This is a genomic window from Lentzea sp. NPDC020367 (assembly GCF_044387305.1).
Lineage (GTDB): Bacteria > Actinomycetota > Actinomycetes > Mycobacteriales > Pseudonocardiaceae > Lentzea.
Map to the genome: position 1 here is coordinate 91620 of NZ_JBIRVV010000011.1, position 14457 is coordinate 106076.

15 protein-coding genes are annotated in these 14457 nt (G+C 70.7%); 8 read left to right on the plus strand and 7 right to left on the minus strand.

What is annotated here, in order from left to right; genetic code table 11:
* Window positions 1-12 precede the first annotated feature (12 nt).
* A complete protein-coding gene (locus ACH413_RS35165; protein WP_360038353.1) occupies window positions 13-1137 on the plus strand; it encodes an NAD(P)/FAD-dependent oxidoreductase in 1125 nt (374 codons plus the stop codon).
* 106 nt (window positions 1138-1243) lie between these two features.
* Here ACH413_RS35165 and ACH413_RS35170 read toward each other — a convergent pair whose 3' ends face one another.
* Genes ACH413_RS35170 through ACH413_RS35190 form a run of 5 tightly spaced genes read right to left on the minus strand, consistent with a single transcriptional unit; the run spans window position 1244 to window position 6037 of the window.
* Window positions 1244-2074 carry a class II fructose-bisphosphate aldolase gene (locus tag ACH413_RS35170; protein ID WP_360038356.1) on the minus strand — a complete coding sequence of 277 codons (831 nt, stop codon included), beginning with the start codon at window positions 2072-2074 and terminating at the stop codon, window positions 1244-1246.
* A complete protein-coding gene (locus ACH413_RS35175) occupies window positions 2071-2994 on the minus strand; it encodes a PfkB family carbohydrate kinase (protein ID WP_360038359.1) in 924 nt (307 codons plus the stop codon). The genes ACH413_RS35170 and ACH413_RS35175 overlap by 4 nt, the downstream gene beginning before the upstream one ends.
* Window positions 2991-3929 carry a DMT family transporter gene (locus ACH413_RS35180; protein ID WP_360038361.1) on the minus strand — a complete coding sequence of 313 codons (939 nt, stop codon included), beginning with the start codon at window positions 3927-3929 and terminating at the stop codon, window positions 2991-2993. The genes ACH413_RS35175 and ACH413_RS35180 overlap by 4 nt, the downstream gene beginning before the upstream one ends.
* 10 nt (window positions 3930-3939) lie before the next feature.
* Window positions 3940-4896, minus strand: a complete 957-nt coding sequence (locus ACH413_RS35185) for a BadF/BadG/BcrA/BcrD ATPase family protein (protein ID WP_360038363.1) — start codon at window positions 4894-4896, stop codon at window positions 3940-3942.
* 1 nt (window position 4897) lies between these two features.
* Window positions 4898-6037: an SIS domain-containing protein gene (locus ACH413_RS35190; RefSeq protein WP_360038364.1), complete on the minus strand. Its 1140-nt coding sequence runs from the start codon at window positions 6035-6037 to the stop codon at window positions 4898-4900.
* A gap of 265 nt (window positions 6038-6302) precedes the next feature.
* Here ACH413_RS35190 and ACH413_RS35195 point away from each other — a divergent pair, with 265 nt between their 5' ends.
* The 7 genes from ACH413_RS35195 to ACH413_RS35225 all read left to right on the plus strand — a co-directional run bounded on the left by ACH413_RS35195 (window position 6303) and on the right by ACH413_RS35225 (window position 13383).
* Entirely contained in the window at window positions 6303-7133 is an 831-nt protein-coding gene (locus tag ACH413_RS35195) for a DeoR/GlpR family DNA-binding transcription regulator (RefSeq protein ID WP_360038366.1), read from the plus strand.
* 139 nt (window positions 7134-7272) lie between these two features.
* Window positions 7273-8088, plus strand: coding sequence for an endo alpha-1,4 polygalactosaminidase (locus tag ACH413_RS35200; RefSeq protein WP_360038368.1), 816 nt, complete (start codon window positions 7273-7275; stop codon window positions 8086-8088).
* Window positions 8089-8194: 106 nt separating this feature from the next.
* Window positions 8195-8968 (plus strand): SDR family oxidoreductase, encoded by a 774-nt coding sequence (locus tag ACH413_RS35205; protein WP_360038370.1) that lies wholly within the window; start codon window positions 8195-8197, stop codon window positions 8966-8968.
* The gene (locus ACH413_RS35210) at window positions 8965-9735 is read left to right on the plus strand and encodes a helix-turn-helix transcriptional regulator (RefSeq protein ID WP_360038372.1); all 771 of its coding nucleotides are present in this window, start codon (window positions 8965-8967) and stop codon (window positions 9733-9735) included. The genes ACH413_RS35205 and ACH413_RS35210 overlap by 4 nt, the downstream gene beginning before the upstream one ends.
* A gap of 78 nt (window positions 9736-9813) precedes the next feature.
* On the plus strand, window positions 9814-10971 hold the full coding sequence (locus ACH413_RS35215; protein WP_360038375.1) for a 4-hydroxybenzoate 3-monooxygenase: 1158 nt from the start codon (window positions 9814-9816) through the stop codon (window positions 10969-10971).
* Window positions 10972-11009: 38 nt separating this feature from the next.
* A complete protein-coding gene (locus ACH413_RS35220) occupies window positions 11010-12404 on the plus strand; it encodes a PLP-dependent aminotransferase family protein (protein WP_360038378.1) in 1395 nt (464 codons plus the stop codon).
* A 67-nt stretch (window positions 12405-12471) separates the two neighbouring features.
* The gene (locus tag ACH413_RS35225; RefSeq protein ID WP_360038381.1) at window positions 12472-13383 is read left to right on the plus strand and encodes an NADP-dependent oxidoreductase; all 912 of its coding nucleotides are present in this window, start codon (window positions 12472-12474) and stop codon (window positions 13381-13383) included.
* 7 nt (window positions 13384-13390) lie between these two features.
* On the opposite strand, the gene ACH413_RS35230 is transcribed toward ACH413_RS35225, so the two are convergent.
* Together ACH413_RS35230 and ACH413_RS35235 are read right to left on the minus strand one after the other, a co-directional pair.
* The gene (locus tag ACH413_RS35230) at window positions 13391-13630 is read right to left on the minus strand and encodes a hypothetical protein (RefSeq protein WP_360038384.1); all 240 of its coding nucleotides are present in this window, start codon (window positions 13628-13630) and stop codon (window positions 13391-13393) included.
* A gap of 78 nt (window positions 13631-13708) precedes the next feature.
* Entirely contained in the window at window positions 13709-14383 is a 675-nt protein-coding gene (locus ACH413_RS35235) for a GntR family transcriptional regulator (RefSeq protein WP_360038386.1), read from the minus strand.
* Window positions 14384-14457 lie beyond the last annotated feature (74 nt).

Sequence of the window (14457 nt, forward strand, 5' to 3'; positions counted from 1 at the left end):
TGGAGGAGTGCCATGACCACGGAAGTCACGATCATCGGAGCAGGCGTCGGCGGGCTCGTGCTCGCTCGCGTGCTGCACGTCAACGGCATCGCGTCGACGGTGTACGAAGCCGATGCCTCACCCACCGCCCGCACCCAGGGCGGGCAGCTCGACATCCACGAGCACAACGGGCAGATCGCACTCGCGGCCGCGGGACTCACCGAGGAGTTCCACGCGATCATCCACGCGGGCGCCGAGGCCCACCGGGTCCTCGGATCGGACGGCACCGTCCTGCTCGACCTGCCCGACGACGGCGCCGGCCACCGCCCCGAGGTGCCGCGCGGCGACCTGCGCCGGATCCTGCTGGAGTCCCTCCCGGAGGGCACGGTGCGGTGGGGCCACAAGGTCACCGCCGTCGCGCCACTCGGCGGAGGACGTCACGAGGTGACCTTCGCCGACGGCTCGACGGTGACGACGGACCTGCTCGTCGGTGCGGACGGCGCGTGGTCCCGCGTCCGCCCACTGCTCTCGACCGCGAAGCCCGAGTACTACGGCACGTCGTACGTGGAGACCTACCTGTACGACGCCGACACCCGGCACGCCGCCAGCGCCGAAGCGGTCGGCGCGGGCGGCATGTCCGCACCCATACCGGGCAAGGGCATCAGCGCTCACCGCGAGAGCAACGGCGTGCTGCACACGTACGTGGCACTCGAGAAGCCGCAGGAGTGGTTCGCCGCGATCGACTTCACCGACCCGGCGGCGGCCACCGCGGCGGTCGCGGACGAGTTCGAGGGCTGGGCACCCGAGCTCACCGCACTGATCACCGACGGCGAGACCCCGCCGGTCCTGCGCCCGATCACCGCACTGCCCGCCGGGCACCGCTGGGACCGCGTGCCGGGCGTGACCCTGCTGGGCGACGCCGCTCACCTCTCCCCGCCCAACGGCGAGGGCGCCAACCTCGCCATGCTCGACGGTGCGGAGCTCGGCCGGTTCCTCGCCGCACGTCCCGGCGACGTCGAGGCCGCTCTCGGCGCCTACGAAGCCGAGCTGTTCGCCCGCAGTGCAGCGGAGGCGGAGGAGGCCCGCCGGGACTTCGAGCTGATCTGCGGCGCGGGCACGCCGGGGTCGATGCTCAGCCTTTTCACCGGCGTCGCGTAGGCACGTCGGCCAGCTTCACCGGCGCCGCGGAGTCACCTCGGCCCACTTCGCCAACGCCACGTAGGCACGTCGGCCAGCTTCGCCAGCGCCGCGTGGTCACCTCGGCTCACTTCGCCAGCACCGTGAGAAGCCTGGCCACCTCGTCGCGCACCGCGTCACGGCCGGGAGCGAGGTAGCGGCGCGGATCCGTCAGGAGTTCGCGTTCCCCCAGCACCGCACGGACCGCCTCGGTCAGCACCTGGTTCAGCCGGGTGCCGATGTTGACCTTGACGATGCCGTTCGCGACCGCGCCCCGCAGGCCGTCGTCGCTCACCCCGGACGAGCCGTGCAGCACCAACGGCACCGGGACCGACTCGGCGAGCGCGGAGATCAGGTCCTCGTCGAGCACCGCGCTGCGGTCCGCCATGGCGTGCGAGGAGCCGACGGCCACCGCGAGCGAGTCGACACCGGTCGCGGCGACGAACTCCGCGGCCTCGCGCGGATCGGTGCGCACACCGGGTGCGTGGGCACCGTCCTTGCCGCCGACCTCGCCCAGTTCGGCCTCGACGAGGCAGCCGGCGGCACGGCAGCGCTCGACCACGGCCCGCGTCCTGGCCACGTTCTCGGCGTAGCTCGACTTGGCGGCGTCGAACATGACCGAGGTGATGCCCAGGTCCAGTCCCTCGTGGATGAGGGCTTCGTCCTCGACGTGGTCGAGGTGGACCAGGACAGGCACGCTCGCCTCGGAAGCGAGCCGGAGGCACGCGAGCGCGAAGGGCGCCAACGATCCGTGGTAGCGCACGGCGTTCTGCGAGATCTGCAGGATCACCGGGAGCCCGCTCAGCTCGGCGCCCGCCACGATGGCCTCGGCGTGCTCGATCAGGATCGCGTTGAACGCGCCCACCGCGCGTCGCTCCGCACGCCTCTCGCCGAACAACGTGGTCCAGTCCTCGATCATCGAACTTCCTCCACCGTCGTCAGGGGGATCCAGCGGCCTCGGGCCGCCAGGTCGATCTCGCCGGCCACCGGGCGCAGCACCGCCGCGGCCGAGGTCGCGACGACGTCGGCCAGCGCCGCGACCCAGTCGACGCCCTCCACCCGCGTCGCTTCGGCCAGGTGGAGCGCCAGTGCGGCGGCCGCCGCGTCGCCCGCTCCGGTCGGGTTGCCCGAGACCACTTCGACCGGCCACGCCTGCCAGGTGCCCGCCGCGGTCACCGCGACGACTCCGTCCGGTCCGGCCGTAGCCACGACGGCGGCCGCTCCCCCGGCCACCAGGTCCCGGGCGGTCCGTCCGTCGAGCTCCGCCAGTTCGTCCTGGTTGGGCATCAGCACCGCTCCGCTGGGCGCGACCGCGCGCAGAGCGGGTCCGGACACGTCGGCGATGACCGGCACGCCGAACTCGGCGCACAGCTTCGTCAGCCGTGCGGGCACGTCCGGGCTCATGCCGGCCGGAACGCTGCCGGAGATCACGACGGCCCCAGCTCCCGCCTCCAACTCGTCCCGCAGCGCGGCGGCGATCGCCTCCTCCGCCCCCTCGACGGCCGGAAAACCGTTCTCCTGCAACGACGTGGTGGTGCCGTCCTCGGCCACGACCGCCACGGTCCGCCGCACGGAGGCGAGGGCGGGCACGAGTCGATGGGTGATCGCCAGCTCCTCCAACCCCGACCGGAACTCGTCGGGTGCCGCGGTCGTGGTCAGAGCCAGGGCGATGCTGTCCCCGCCCAGTGCCTTGACCACGGCCGCGACGTTCACGCCCTTGCCGCCCGCCCGTGACCGGACCTCCGGCACGCGGACGGTTTCGCCGACGCGCAGGGCTTTCACGCGGTAGGTCACGTCGATGGCGGGGTTGAGCGTGATGGTGAGGATCCGGTTCGTCACGTCGCTGCCTCGACCGCGCCGGGAACGGTCTCGCTGCTCTTCTCGGCGCGGTAGACCATCAGCGTTGAGCCGACCAGCGCCAGCACGATGCCCACCACCTGGAACGCGCTGGGCCGCGCGCCGAACACGATGAGCGACAACACGATCGTCAGCACGGGAGCCAGCGCGTTGGTGACCGGCGCGACGATCGAGGCCTTGCCGCGACTCATCGCCATCACCAGGAACAGCGCGCCGATCGAGTTCAGCACCTGCGTGCCGGCCGTGAGAGCGGGTGCCTGCCAGGGGAAGTCCAGCGGCAGGCCGCCCATCATCAGCAGTGCCACCGGAATCAGCACCAGCCCGCTGATGGTCATCCAGCCGAACGTCGACGCGTCGTCGACTCCGGCGATCGCCGCCTTGCGCATGAAGAACGCCTGCACACCCCAGGCGACGCAGACCAGCACCGCGAGCAGCAGGTAGAACCACCCGCTGTCGCCTCCCTCCCCGGTGGACACGGAGAACAGGACGACCGCGACGAGTGCCAGCACCACGCCGATCCAGGACAGGGCGCCAAGCCGCTCGCGCAGCAGGCCGAACGCCATCAGCACGGTGATCGCCGGGGACAGCGCGATGATCGGGAAGATGACGTACGCGGGCCCGATGGTGAGCGCCTTGAACAACAACAGCTGACCGCCCGCTCCGGTCAGCCCGATCAGCAGGCCGTACCCGGTGGCGGTGCGGCTGCGGTCGAACTTCTTGCCGCGCAACGAGAACCAGGCGGGGATGATCATCGTCAGCGCCCACACGACGTAGATCATCGGGTCGGGGTAGGCGTAGAGCTTGGTGGGCAGGGCGGAGAAAGCGCCCCACACACCCCAGAACAACACGAGCAGTCCCGCGTACGGGATCCAGTTGGTCGTGCGGAGGGTCGGGGCGGACACGCCAGATCCGGTCATCGTGAGCTCCTCAGAGGGAGAGCGCGGCGGAAGAGTGGATTTGCTCGGCCCGCAACGGGTGTCCGTGCAGGCGTGCCGCGTGCAGCGCGGCACCGATGTGCGGTTCCAACAGCGGTTCGCGCAGGTCGAAGTCGTGGGTGAGCGACTCGCGGAACGACGCCAGCACGAGCGCCGAGCCGAACACGCCGCCGGAGTACGACACCGGAACCTGTTGTGCAGCAGCGAATCCGAGCGCGTCACGGCCGACGTTCACCAGCAGTGCGAGCTCACGTCCCGCCTGCCGGAGGATCTCGGTGGCGGCGGCGTCCCCTGCGTCGGCCGCCCTGACGACGACCTTGCTCAGGCTCGCGATCTTGCCGCGATCCCCCTGCCACTGGTTGACCACGACGTCGATGGCGTCGAAGTCGACCGCGAGGTCGAGCGCCTCACGCAGTTCACCGACCAGCGGACCGGCCGGGAGGCGGCCGTCCACCATGCGGCTGAACGCGTTGAGGCCGTTGATCGCGACCCAGTAACCCGAGCCCTCGTCACCGAAGAGCTCGCTCCACCCGCCGCCGCGCCACTGCCTGCCCTCGTTCTCCCCGTAGGCGATCGAGCCGGTCCCCGCGACGACGTTGATGCCGTCCACCGCGCCGAGCGAGCCCGCCCAGCCGCAGATCATGTCGTTGCCGCAGCGGTAGTTCCCGTTGACGAGGATCGCCGACGGCACGGCGTCCAGCACGGGCACGTCGGCGCTGATCTCCCCGTAGGCGGGCAGTCCGAAGAACGCGTAGGTGATGCCGTCGGACGAGATGCCCGCGATGCGGCAGACCTCGGCGATCCCTTGGCGCAGCAGGGGTTCGACGATCTGCACGCCGTCGCCCAGGTAGTACACGCTCGCGGTCCTGGCCTCCGCGACGACCCGGCCGTCCAGATCCACCAGGCAGAACGCGGTCTTGGTACCCCCACCGTCGACACCGAGGAACATGTCAGCTCACTCCCTCAACGAACTCGTGGATGACCACTCCCCGCACCACGCGGTTGACCTCGCCGCCGGGGAACGGGTTGTCCGGCGTCAGATCCAGTGCCAGCGAGCAGGCGAGTGCCGTGGTCTGGGCCGTGATCACCGCGGCCAGCGCCCACACCGCGGCAGGAGCGGTGGCCAGGCCCGGGACGGGCCACACCTGCGCTCCCCCGCACGCGCTGGAGTCGGTCTCCCCCACGACGATCACGCGGTTCGGGCCGAGCGCCGGCACGAGCTCACGAGCGATGTCCTCGTCGTACGAACGCGCATACCGGTCCGGGGAAAGGAAGACGACGGCGATCGTGCGGTCGTCGAGCACCGACTTCGGCCCGTGCCGGAAGCCCAGCGACGAGTCGGCGATCCCCACCACCTCGCCGCGCGTCAGTTCCAGGCACTTGAGCGCGGACTCCCTGGCCAGGCCTCGCAACGCCCCCGAACCCAGGTACACCAGGCGGGACGGCTTGGCTCCAGCGATCGCGGACGCGCGCTCCGCGGCCTCGCCGAGAACGCCGGCACCGGCTCGCGCGAGTTCCTGCACGTCGACGTCGAGACCGAAGGCCAGCAGCGCCGCCAGGGCCATCCCGGTGAACGACGACGTCATCGCGAAGCCGCGGTCGTTCGTCTCCTCCGGCAGCACGATCACGACGGCGTTCTCGTCACCGTCCCACTGCCGGCCCAGCTCGCCCTGGGAGTCGCAGGTGATCACCAGGTGCCGCAGTGAGGGGGTCAGGCTCCGCAGGAGTCGAGCCGCCGCAAGCGATTCAGGGCTGTTGCCGCTGCGGGCGAACGACACGAGCAGCATCGGGCGGTCGTCCGCGGCCACCGCCCGCGGGTCGGCGACGATCTCGGTGGTGGCGATCGCCTCCACCTGCCTGCCGAGGTGTCGTGCCAGGGCGGGAGCCACGAGCTCACCGATGAACGCCGAGGTCCCGGCTCCGGTCAGCACGATCCGCGGACTCGCCTCGAACAGCGCCGCGCTCACCAGTTCCTCGACCCGCGGACGCAGTCGCTCCACCACTTCCGCCACGCGCGGCCAGGTGGTCGGCTGCTGCCAGATCTCCCTCGCGGTCCAGCTGCTGCCGAGCCCACTCTCACTCACGGTCATGGTGTGTTGCCTTCCGATTAACACGTCCGGGGGCGTTCTTCGAATGCCGCCGATCGCCCTGGGGCTCAGGCTCTCCGCCGATCTGACGATGGCTGCATTCGTACGGTCGCCGTCGCGCCGGCGGCAAGGTTCTGCATTCAAATGAACATTTGAAATGAGCGTTTCAGGTGAGCGATTGGCCGAGTGGCCCCAGTTCAGCGGTCCACTCGAGTGAGCACCGCGTGCACAACCGCTCACTCGGATGATCTGTCGTAGGCTCCGCTCCATGGCCGACTCCACGGATTCCGCCGCGTCCGGCACCCGCGTGCGGAAAAGGCGAACCACGCGCGCTGAACGCATGTCCGAAATACTCCGGATGCTTCGGGAAACCGGTTCGCTGCAGGCCGGTGAACTCCGTGAGCGATTCGGCGTTTCCTCCGCGACCCTGCGCCGGGATCTGGCGCAGCTGGAGGAGCAGCGGCTGCTCACCAGGACCCACGGCGGCGCGAAACCGCAGGGCAGCGTGAACGAGGTTCCGGTGCGCTACCGCGGAGGCCGTTCCCGTGACGCGAAGCTGGCGATCGTGCGCAGGGCGGTCCGGCTGCTGCCGCCGGGACCGCACGTGATCGCCCTGACCGGCGGCTCCACGACGAGCGAACTCGTCAAGGAGCTGCCCAACCGCGGCGATCTGACGGTCGTGACGAACGCGTTGAACATCGCGATGGAACTGGCACTGCACCCGCGGCACAAGCTCGTCGTGGTCGGTGGCGTCGCAAGACCTCAGTCCTACGAACTGGTGGGTCCGTGGGCGGAGCACGTGCTGGCGTCGATCAGCATCGGCACCGCGTTCATCGGCGTCGACGGCGTCGACGTCACCGCCGGGATCACCACCCACGACGAGAACGAGGCCCGCACCAACCGCGCCATGCTCAGCCGCGCCAAGCAGGTGATCGTGATGGCCGACGGCAGCAAGCTCGGCAAAGCCACTCTCGCCCGCATCGCCGACATCCACGACGTCCACGAGGTCATCACCGACCTGTCCGCCGATCCGGCGGCGGTCGCGGCGATCCGGGCCGCCGGCGTGCGCGTCACCGTGGTCGAGGTGAAGACCAAATAGGACGGTGAAAACGCTCATCGCGGATGCGCACTTCGTTGACCGTTTCGGTTGGGCTGCCTACGTTTCGCCGTTACACCGGCCGCACCGGCCGGCACTCCTCACCGCGCATCCTGATGCGCCCAACGACGACGGAGTCGGCATGAGGCGTCTTTCTTCCTTGCACGGCAGACGATTAGCGGCGGTCACCGCGGCGGGAGCCCTGGCGTTCGCAGCGCTCACGGCCACCGCCGCACCCGCGTCGGCAGCGGTCCCCCTTCCACCGCTGGCCGGCAAGTTCGACTACCAGATCGGCGGCGCCTACACCCCGCCGTCCGGAGTGCAGATCGTCAGCCGTGACGTGTCAGCGTCCCCTGCGGCCGGGCTCTACAACATCTGCTACCTCAACGCGTTCCAGGCCCAGGAGGGCCAGGACGGCGACTGGCAGAGCGACCTGCTGCTCCGCGACTCCAGCGGCAAGAAGGTCGTCGACCCCGACTGGCACGAGACGTTGCTCGACCTGCGCACCGCGGACAAGCGCAGCCGCGTCGCCGCCAAGGTCAAGACCTGGATCGACACCTGCGCCTCCAAGGGCTATCAGGCCGTCGAGCCCGACAACTACGACAGCTTCTCCCGGTCGAAGAACCTGATCACCACCACGCACGCCCAGGAGTACATCAAGCTCCTGTCCGCCTACTCCCACAGCAAGAACCTCGCCATCGCCCAGAAGAACACCCCGGAACTCGCCGGCAACCGCACCGCCAACGGTCTGGACTTCGCCGTCACCGAGGAATGCGGCGAGTACGAGGAGTGCGGCGACTACGCGGGCCCGTTCGGCAACCGCGTGGTCAACGTGGAGTACACGGCCTCTGGCATGTCCAAGGGCTGTCCCGAGTGGAAGACGAAGATCAGCATGGTGCGCCGCGACGTGATGGTCGTGCCCGCCGGTTCCAGCGGATACCTCCGCAAGACCTGCTGACGTCCAGACGCTCGTTCGTCGTCGCGGCCGCACGGATTCCGGGCGGCCGCGACGTGCGCATACGCTGCGGTTCGGAGCAGTCGGACCACAGGCCAGGAGGACGGGGATGTCGGAACGCGGTACCGGAGGCGTGATCGTCACCGGGGCGTCGAGGGGGATCGGCCGCGCCACCGCCGTGGCGTTCGCCGGGAAGGGGTACCGGGTCGCGGTGCACTACGGCAGCCGCCGCGAGGACGCCGACGAGACCGTCGCCCAGCTCGCGGGGACCGGGCACGCGGTCATCGGAGGCGACCTGGCCGACCCCGACGTGGCCCGGGGGCTCGTCACGGAGGCGGTGCAGCGACTCGGCACGGTGGACGTGCTGGTCAACAACGCCGCCGTGGCACCGGGTCCGGCCAACCGCCACCGGATCGGGGAGACCTCCTGGGACGGGTGGGCCGACGCGTGGCGGTCCATGCTCGACGTGAACCTGCTCGGGGCGGTGAACGTCACCTGGGCGGTGGCGCAGCACCTGATCGACCGCGGTGCGCCGGGCAGCATCGTCAACGTCGGCTCGCGCGGCGCGTTCCGCGGCGAACCCGACTACCCCGCCTACGGTGCGACCAAGGCAGCGCTGCAGGCGTTCGGCCAGTCCGCGGCGATCGCGCTCGCACCTCACCGGATCTCGGTCACCTCGGTCGCGCCGGGTTTCGTCGCCACCGAACGCCAGGCGTCGAAGCTCGCCGGCGACGAAGGCGACACCGTGCGCGACCAGAGCCCGTTCGGCCGGGTCGGCACGCCGGAGGAGATCGCCTCCGCCATCGTCCACCTGGCCTCTCCGGAGGCGGTCTGGTCCTCCGGGGCGGTCCTGGACCTCAACGGAGCCTCGTACCTGCGATGACACCGCCGGTGAAGACGTGGGACGCGGCGCTGACGGACGCCGTGCCCAGCGGTGGCGGCTGGCTCGACCACGGCTTCCACATCGACGTCCACTCCCACGCGGACGGGCAGCTGGTCTACGCCGCGTCCGGAGCGCTGGCCACGTCGACGGTGCGCGGAACGTGGGTGGCGCCGGCGAACCGCGCCACCTGGACGCCGCCGGGATTCGAGCACTCCCACCGCTTCTACGGCCGGACCGACGTGCGTCTCCTGGTCGTTCCCGCGGCCCTGTGCGACGCGCTCGTGCCGCACCCCAGCGTGTTCGCGGTGAGCCCGTTGCTGCGGGAGGCGGTCCTGGCGCTGACGGACCGCCCGGAGTCCCGTCCCGGCGCACACGCGCGACTGCTCGAGGTCGTGATCGACGAACTGGTCGAGACACCCGAGCTGTCCCTGCACCTGCCTGAACCGCACGACCCCAGGCTGCGCGCGGTGACCGACCTTCTGCACGCCGACCCCGGCCGCACCTCGACGCTGACCGAACTCGGCCGCGAGGCAGGCGCGAGCGAACGCACGCTCAGCCGCCTGTTCGACTCCGAGCTCGCCATGAGCTTCCACCGCTGGCGCACCGTCCTGCGCGTGCACCACGCCGTCATCCACCTCACCAACGGTGTCTCGGTCACCGATACCGCGATCACGTGCGGATGGTCGAACCCCTCGAGCTTCATCGACGCGTTCAGCTCCGTGGTCGGCCAGACCCCCGGCCGCTACCAGGCGGGTCTGCACAGCTAGCCGAGATTGGCGGCTTTTCGGTATCCGCTGTCTCGATACCGGTGGGACGCGGCAGCCTCGGTGACCACAGTGGAGGACATGAACGAAGCAGACACGAACGTGGACGTCGTCATCGTGGGTGGCGGTGTCGCCGGCCTCGCGCTCGGGAACTTCTTGCAGCGCAGCGGAATCAGCTGCGTAATCGTGGAGAAGCACAGCCGTGAGCACATCGAGCGCAGGCAACGCGCAGGATCCCTCGAAGCGAGCGGCGTGCGCACGTTCCGGCAGTGGGGGCTCGACGAGGCTTTCGCGGACTCCCCCAGCCACTTCACGGGATCGTCCGACCTGCCGGTGCTGATCGAAGGCGAGACGCGGCAGTGGAAGCACGGGGACGACGAGGACGGGGACGAGTCGATCTTCTGCCCCCAGCAGGTCCTCGCCACGAACCTCACCGCGATCTTCCTGCGCGAAGGCGGAGATCTCCGCTACGAGGCAGCCGACGTCGCGCTGGAGGACGTCACCGGCCGGCCCCTGGTCCGCTACCGCGACCCCTCCGGCGCCGTCAGGACGATCGGCTGCGAGTTCGTCGCCGGCGCGGACGGCTTCCACGGCGTCAGCAGGAAGTCCATCCCCGCGGACGTCCTCACCTGTGACTCCCACGAGTTCGGCTACGCCTGGCTCAGCGTCCTCGCCGAGGTCGGCGCGGACCCCCTGGCCGTCATGGCGGTGCACTCCCGCGGCTTCTCCGCGCAGATCACCCGCGGCCCCGGCAAGAGTCGCATCTACCTGCAGTGCCCGCTCACCGACACCGTCGAGCAGTGGCCGGACGAGCGGATCTGGAGCGAACTCGCCCACCGGTTCGGGCGCCCGGTGAAGGAGGGCCCCGTCGCCACCAGGCAGATCGTTCCCCTGCGCGGCATCGTGTTCAGCCCCATGAGCCACGGCAGGCTCTACCTCCTGGGCGACGCCGCGCACATCATCTCCCCGATGAGCGCCGAAGGGATGAGCCTCGCACTGCACGACGCCGAAACCCTTGCCCACGCCCTGATCCGCCACCTCGACGCGGGCGACTCGCGCCTGCTGGACGAGTACTCGGACACCTGCCTGCGCCACATCTGGAACCGCCAGCAGTCGGCGATCTGGATGACCGACACCATGCACGACTCCGGCGACAGCACCTACCGGGGCGAGTTCCGCAGGCAGATCGCCAGGGTCAACCTGGAGACGTTGCTGCAGCCCGTCGTCACGACGAGCTGACCTGCCCTGTCCGGGACCGGTCCGTATCGTTGTCCGGCGTGACCGATCGAGCGGCCGGCGGCCTCGACCTGCATCTGGGCGACGTCGGCCGCACCCGCGCCGGCCTCATGGACGCCTTCCGCGAGGCGATCCGCACCGGCCGGTTGGCACCGGGGACCCGGCTGCCGTCGAGCCGCGTGCTGGCGACCGACCTCGGGCTGGGCCGCAACACCGTCGTCCGCGTCTACTCGGAGCTGATCAGCGAGGGATGGCTCACCGGGGTGCACGGTTCCGGTACCGAGGTGGCGCGGCGTTCCGCGGAGCTCGTGGGCGACCGAGCGAGGCCCCGGACGCCCGCGGCACCACCGCGGCCGGTGCACGATCTCCGGCCCGGCCGTCCGGACCTGTCGTCCTTTCCGCGTGACGAGTGGATTCGCGCGGTGAAGCGCACGGTCGGCACCGCGCCGTTCGACGCCTTCGGGTACACCGATCCGCACGGCATGAGCGAACTGCGCGACGTCCTCGCCCGCTATCTCGCTCGTGCGAGGGGCCTGCGCGCACGGGCGGACAACGTCATCGTGTGCAGCGGGGCCGCGGAAGGCCTGCGGCTCGTCGCCGCCGCGCTCGCGAGCGCGGGAGTCACGAAGGTGGCGGTCGAGGAGTTCGGTCTCCAGACCCAGCGCCTGGCGTTGCTGCAGGCCGGGATCGAAGCGGTCCCGATCGCGGTCGACGCCGACGGCGCCGACCTGTCGGCGCTCGACCACGATCGGAACCTGGGCGCGGTTCTGCTGACGCCGTCGCACCAGTTCCCCTTGGGCGTGGCGCTGCACTCCGACCGGCGGGCGGCGGTCGTCGACTGGGCCCGCCGGCGGGGCACGCTGGTCATCGAGGACGACTACGACGGCGAGTTCCGCTACGACCGGTCGCCCGTGGGCGCGTTGCAGGGGCTGGACCACGACCACGTGCTCTACCTGGGGACCGCGAGCAAGTCCCTGGCGCCGGGCCTGCGCCTCGGCTGGCTCGTCCTGCCGGACCACCTGGTCGGCTCGATCGCCGCGCAGAAGGGGGAATCAGAGGATTCCGTCGGGTTCGTCAACCAGCTGGCGATGACCGAGTTCATCGCGTCGGGAGCGTACGACCGGCACATCCGCGCGATGCGCTCGCAGTACGACCGGCGACGTAGGCAGCTGGTCGAGACGATCAGCCGAAACGCCCCTGCCGCGCACGTCACCGGGATGTCCGCCGGGCTGCACGTCCTCCTCGAACAGCCCGGCCGAACCGGCGCCGAACTCGTGCGCCGAGCCGCCCGCGAACAGCTGGCGATCGAGCCCCTCGAACGCTTCCGGCACCCCGGATCCACCTCGGACCGCGACGGCGTGGTCGTCGGGTTCGCCGCGCCGTCCCCGAGTGCCCGGGCGGGCACGCTGGACGCCCTGGTGCGCGCTCTTCGGTGACTGGTCCCCGATCCGGGAGGCCAAGTGGTCCCAGGTTCCGAGCCGAAACCGGGCTAGCTTCGGAGTCATGAAAGCCATCACCGTGCAGGACCGCGCCGCCGGCCTCGGTGGTCTGACCCTCACCGACCACCCCTACCCGCACGCCGCGGAGAACGACGTCGTCGTGCGGGTGTGCGCGGCCGGCTTCACCCCCGGCGAACTGGACTGGCCGGGCACCTGGACCGACCGGGCCGGCCGTGACCGGACTCCCAGCGTGCCCGGTCACGAGTTGTCCGGCGTCGTCGCGGAACTCGGCTACGGCACCACCGGCCTCACCGTCGGACAGCGGGTGTTCGGGCTCGCCGACTGGACCCGCGACGGATCGCTCGCCGAGTTCACCGCCGTCGAGGCCCGCAACCTCGCGCCACTGCCCGCCGATGTCGACCACACCGTCGGCGCCGCCCTGCCGATCTCCGGCCTGACCGCGTGGCAGGCGCTGTTCGACCACGGCCGGCTCGAGTCCGGGCAGACCGTCCTGATCCACGGCGCGGCGGGCGGGGTGGGATCGATCGCCGTGCAACTCGCGCGCAGGGCGGGAGCGCGAGTCATCGGAACGGGCCGCGCCGGCAACCGCGACGTCGCACTCGCTCTGGGCGCCGACACCTTCGTCGACCTGCAGACCGAACGCCTGGAGGACGTCGGCGAGGTCGACGTGGTGCTGGACGTCTTCGGAGGAGAGATCCTCGAACGCTCGGCCGGGCTGGTCCGCGCCGGCGGCACCCTGGTCACCGTCAACGAACCGCCGAAGGCCAGGCCGCGCGACGGCCGCGCGATCTTCTTCGTCGTCGAGGCGGACCGCCACCGGCTCACCGAACTGGCGAAGCTCGTCCGCGAGGGAAGCCTGCGCGTTCTGGTCGGTTCCACGTACCCACTGGCCGAAGCACCGGCCGCCTTCGGTGCGGGACGCGGTGGCGGCAAGTCGATCATCGTGGTCGACTGACGGCGGTTCAGCGACGAACGGCGGTCCCGGCCGGATAGGTGGTGTGGGTGAAGCCGGGAATCTCGACCAGGTCGGGCCGGTTTCCGTTGGCGCTCAACTGGTCGAGCATGAACTGGGAGCCGGCGGTCGCGAGTTGTGCCGCCGGGTCCTCCATCACGTAGCGCAGCCGCGACACGATCGCGCGTTTGTCGTCGACCGACCGGACCACCGGCATGGCGTTGATCACCTGCGTGTCGTCGTCGACCACGGGCGCCCGGTCGATCGTCCTGCGTAACGCCGGGTAGTCCGCGCACCGCGATGTCTCTCGCCTGAGAGCGCTTTCCGTTCAGTGTCCGAGCAGCCGGGCGCTCTCCTCGGCGCGGCGTAGTGCCACCAGCAACGCGGCCCGCCCGGTGTGGTCGATGTCCTCGGTCAGCGCGTCCACCGCGGCCTCCCCGCCCAGCCGCAGCTTCTCGACCAGCCCGCGGTGCACGGCCGCCATCCTCACGACGTCGAAGTCGGGGCGGACGAACGTGAGCAGCAGCCGCACCTCGTCCTCGCAGCGCTGGTAGCTGTCGAGCAGGTGCCGGTTGCCGGCCGCCGCGACGATCGCGGTGTGGATGGCGCTGTGCACGCGCGTCAACTCGCGCCACGACGGCCGCGTCGTCCGCTCGGCCAGCGCCTCCAGGCGTTCCACCTCGGCGACCACCGGTCCCAGGTCCGCACCGGCGGCCAGGGCCATGCGCAGCGCGCCGAGCTCGAGCACCTTGCGGTAGTCGAAGACCTCGTCGATGCGTTCCTTGCTCAGCTGCGGGACGACGGCGCCGCGGTGACGTTCGTGCACGACCAGGCCGCGTTCGACGAGCAGCCGCAGCGCAGAGCGCACCGTGTACCGGCCGACCTCGAACCGTTCCGCCAGGTCCTCCTCGCGGAAGCGGGTGCCCACGGGGTGCACCCCGTCGAGCAACTCCCTCCGCACCGCCGCGGCGATCCGTTCCGGCGCGGCCTGCGTCCCGGCCATGACACCCCTTACGTCCGTCAGGGGTGTCACAGTACCCGATTGGATTGTGTCACAATCGACGAGACGAACCGGTT

Bases quoted from the DNA above. Each gene is read 5' to 3' on its own strand.
- ACH413_RS35165 (WP_360038353.1), top strand. From the start codon at position 13: ATGACCACGGAAGTCACGATCATCGGAGCAGGCGTCGGCGGGCTCGTG.
- ACH413_RS35170 (WP_360038356.1), bottom strand. From the start codon at position 2,074: ATGATCGAGGACTGGACCACGTTGTTCGGCGAGAGGCGTGCGGAGCGA.
- ACH413_RS35180 (WP_360038361.1), bottom strand. From the start codon at position 3,929: ATGACCGGATCTGGCGTGTCCGCCCCGACCCTCCGCACGACCAACTGG.
- ACH413_RS35185 (WP_360038363.1), bottom strand. From the start codon at position 4,896: ATGTTCCTCGGTGTCGACGGTGGGGGTACCAAGACCGCGTTCTGCCTG.
- ACH413_RS35190 (WP_360038364.1), bottom strand. From the start codon at position 6,037: ATGACCGTGAGTGAGAGTGGGCTCGGCAGCAGCTGGACCGCGAGGGAG.
- ACH413_RS35195 (WP_360038366.1), top strand. From the start codon at position 6,303: ATGGCCGACTCCACGGATTCCGCCGCGTCCGGCACCCGCGTGCGGAAA.
- ACH413_RS35200 (WP_360038368.1), top strand. From the start codon at position 7,273: ATGAGGCGTCTTTCTTCCTTGCACGGCAGACGATTAGCGGCGGTCACC.
- ACH413_RS35205 (WP_360038370.1), top strand. From the start codon at position 8,195: ATGTCGGAACGCGGTACCGGAGGCGTGATCGTCACCGGGGCGTCGAGG.
- ACH413_RS35210 (WP_360038372.1), top strand. From the start codon at position 8,965: ATGACACCGCCGGTGAAGACGTGGGACGCGGCGCTGACGGACGCCGTG.
- ACH413_RS35215 (WP_360038375.1), top strand. From the start codon at position 9,814: ATGAACGAAGCAGACACGAACGTGGACGTCGTCATCGTGGGTGGCGGT.
- ACH413_RS35225 (WP_360038381.1), top strand. From the start codon at position 12,472: ATGAAAGCCATCACCGTGCAGGACCGCGCCGCCGGCCTCGGTGGTCTG.
- ACH413_RS35235 (WP_360038386.1), bottom strand. From the start codon at position 14,383: ATGGCCGGGACGCAGGCCGCGCCGGAACGGATCGCCGCGGCGGTGCGG.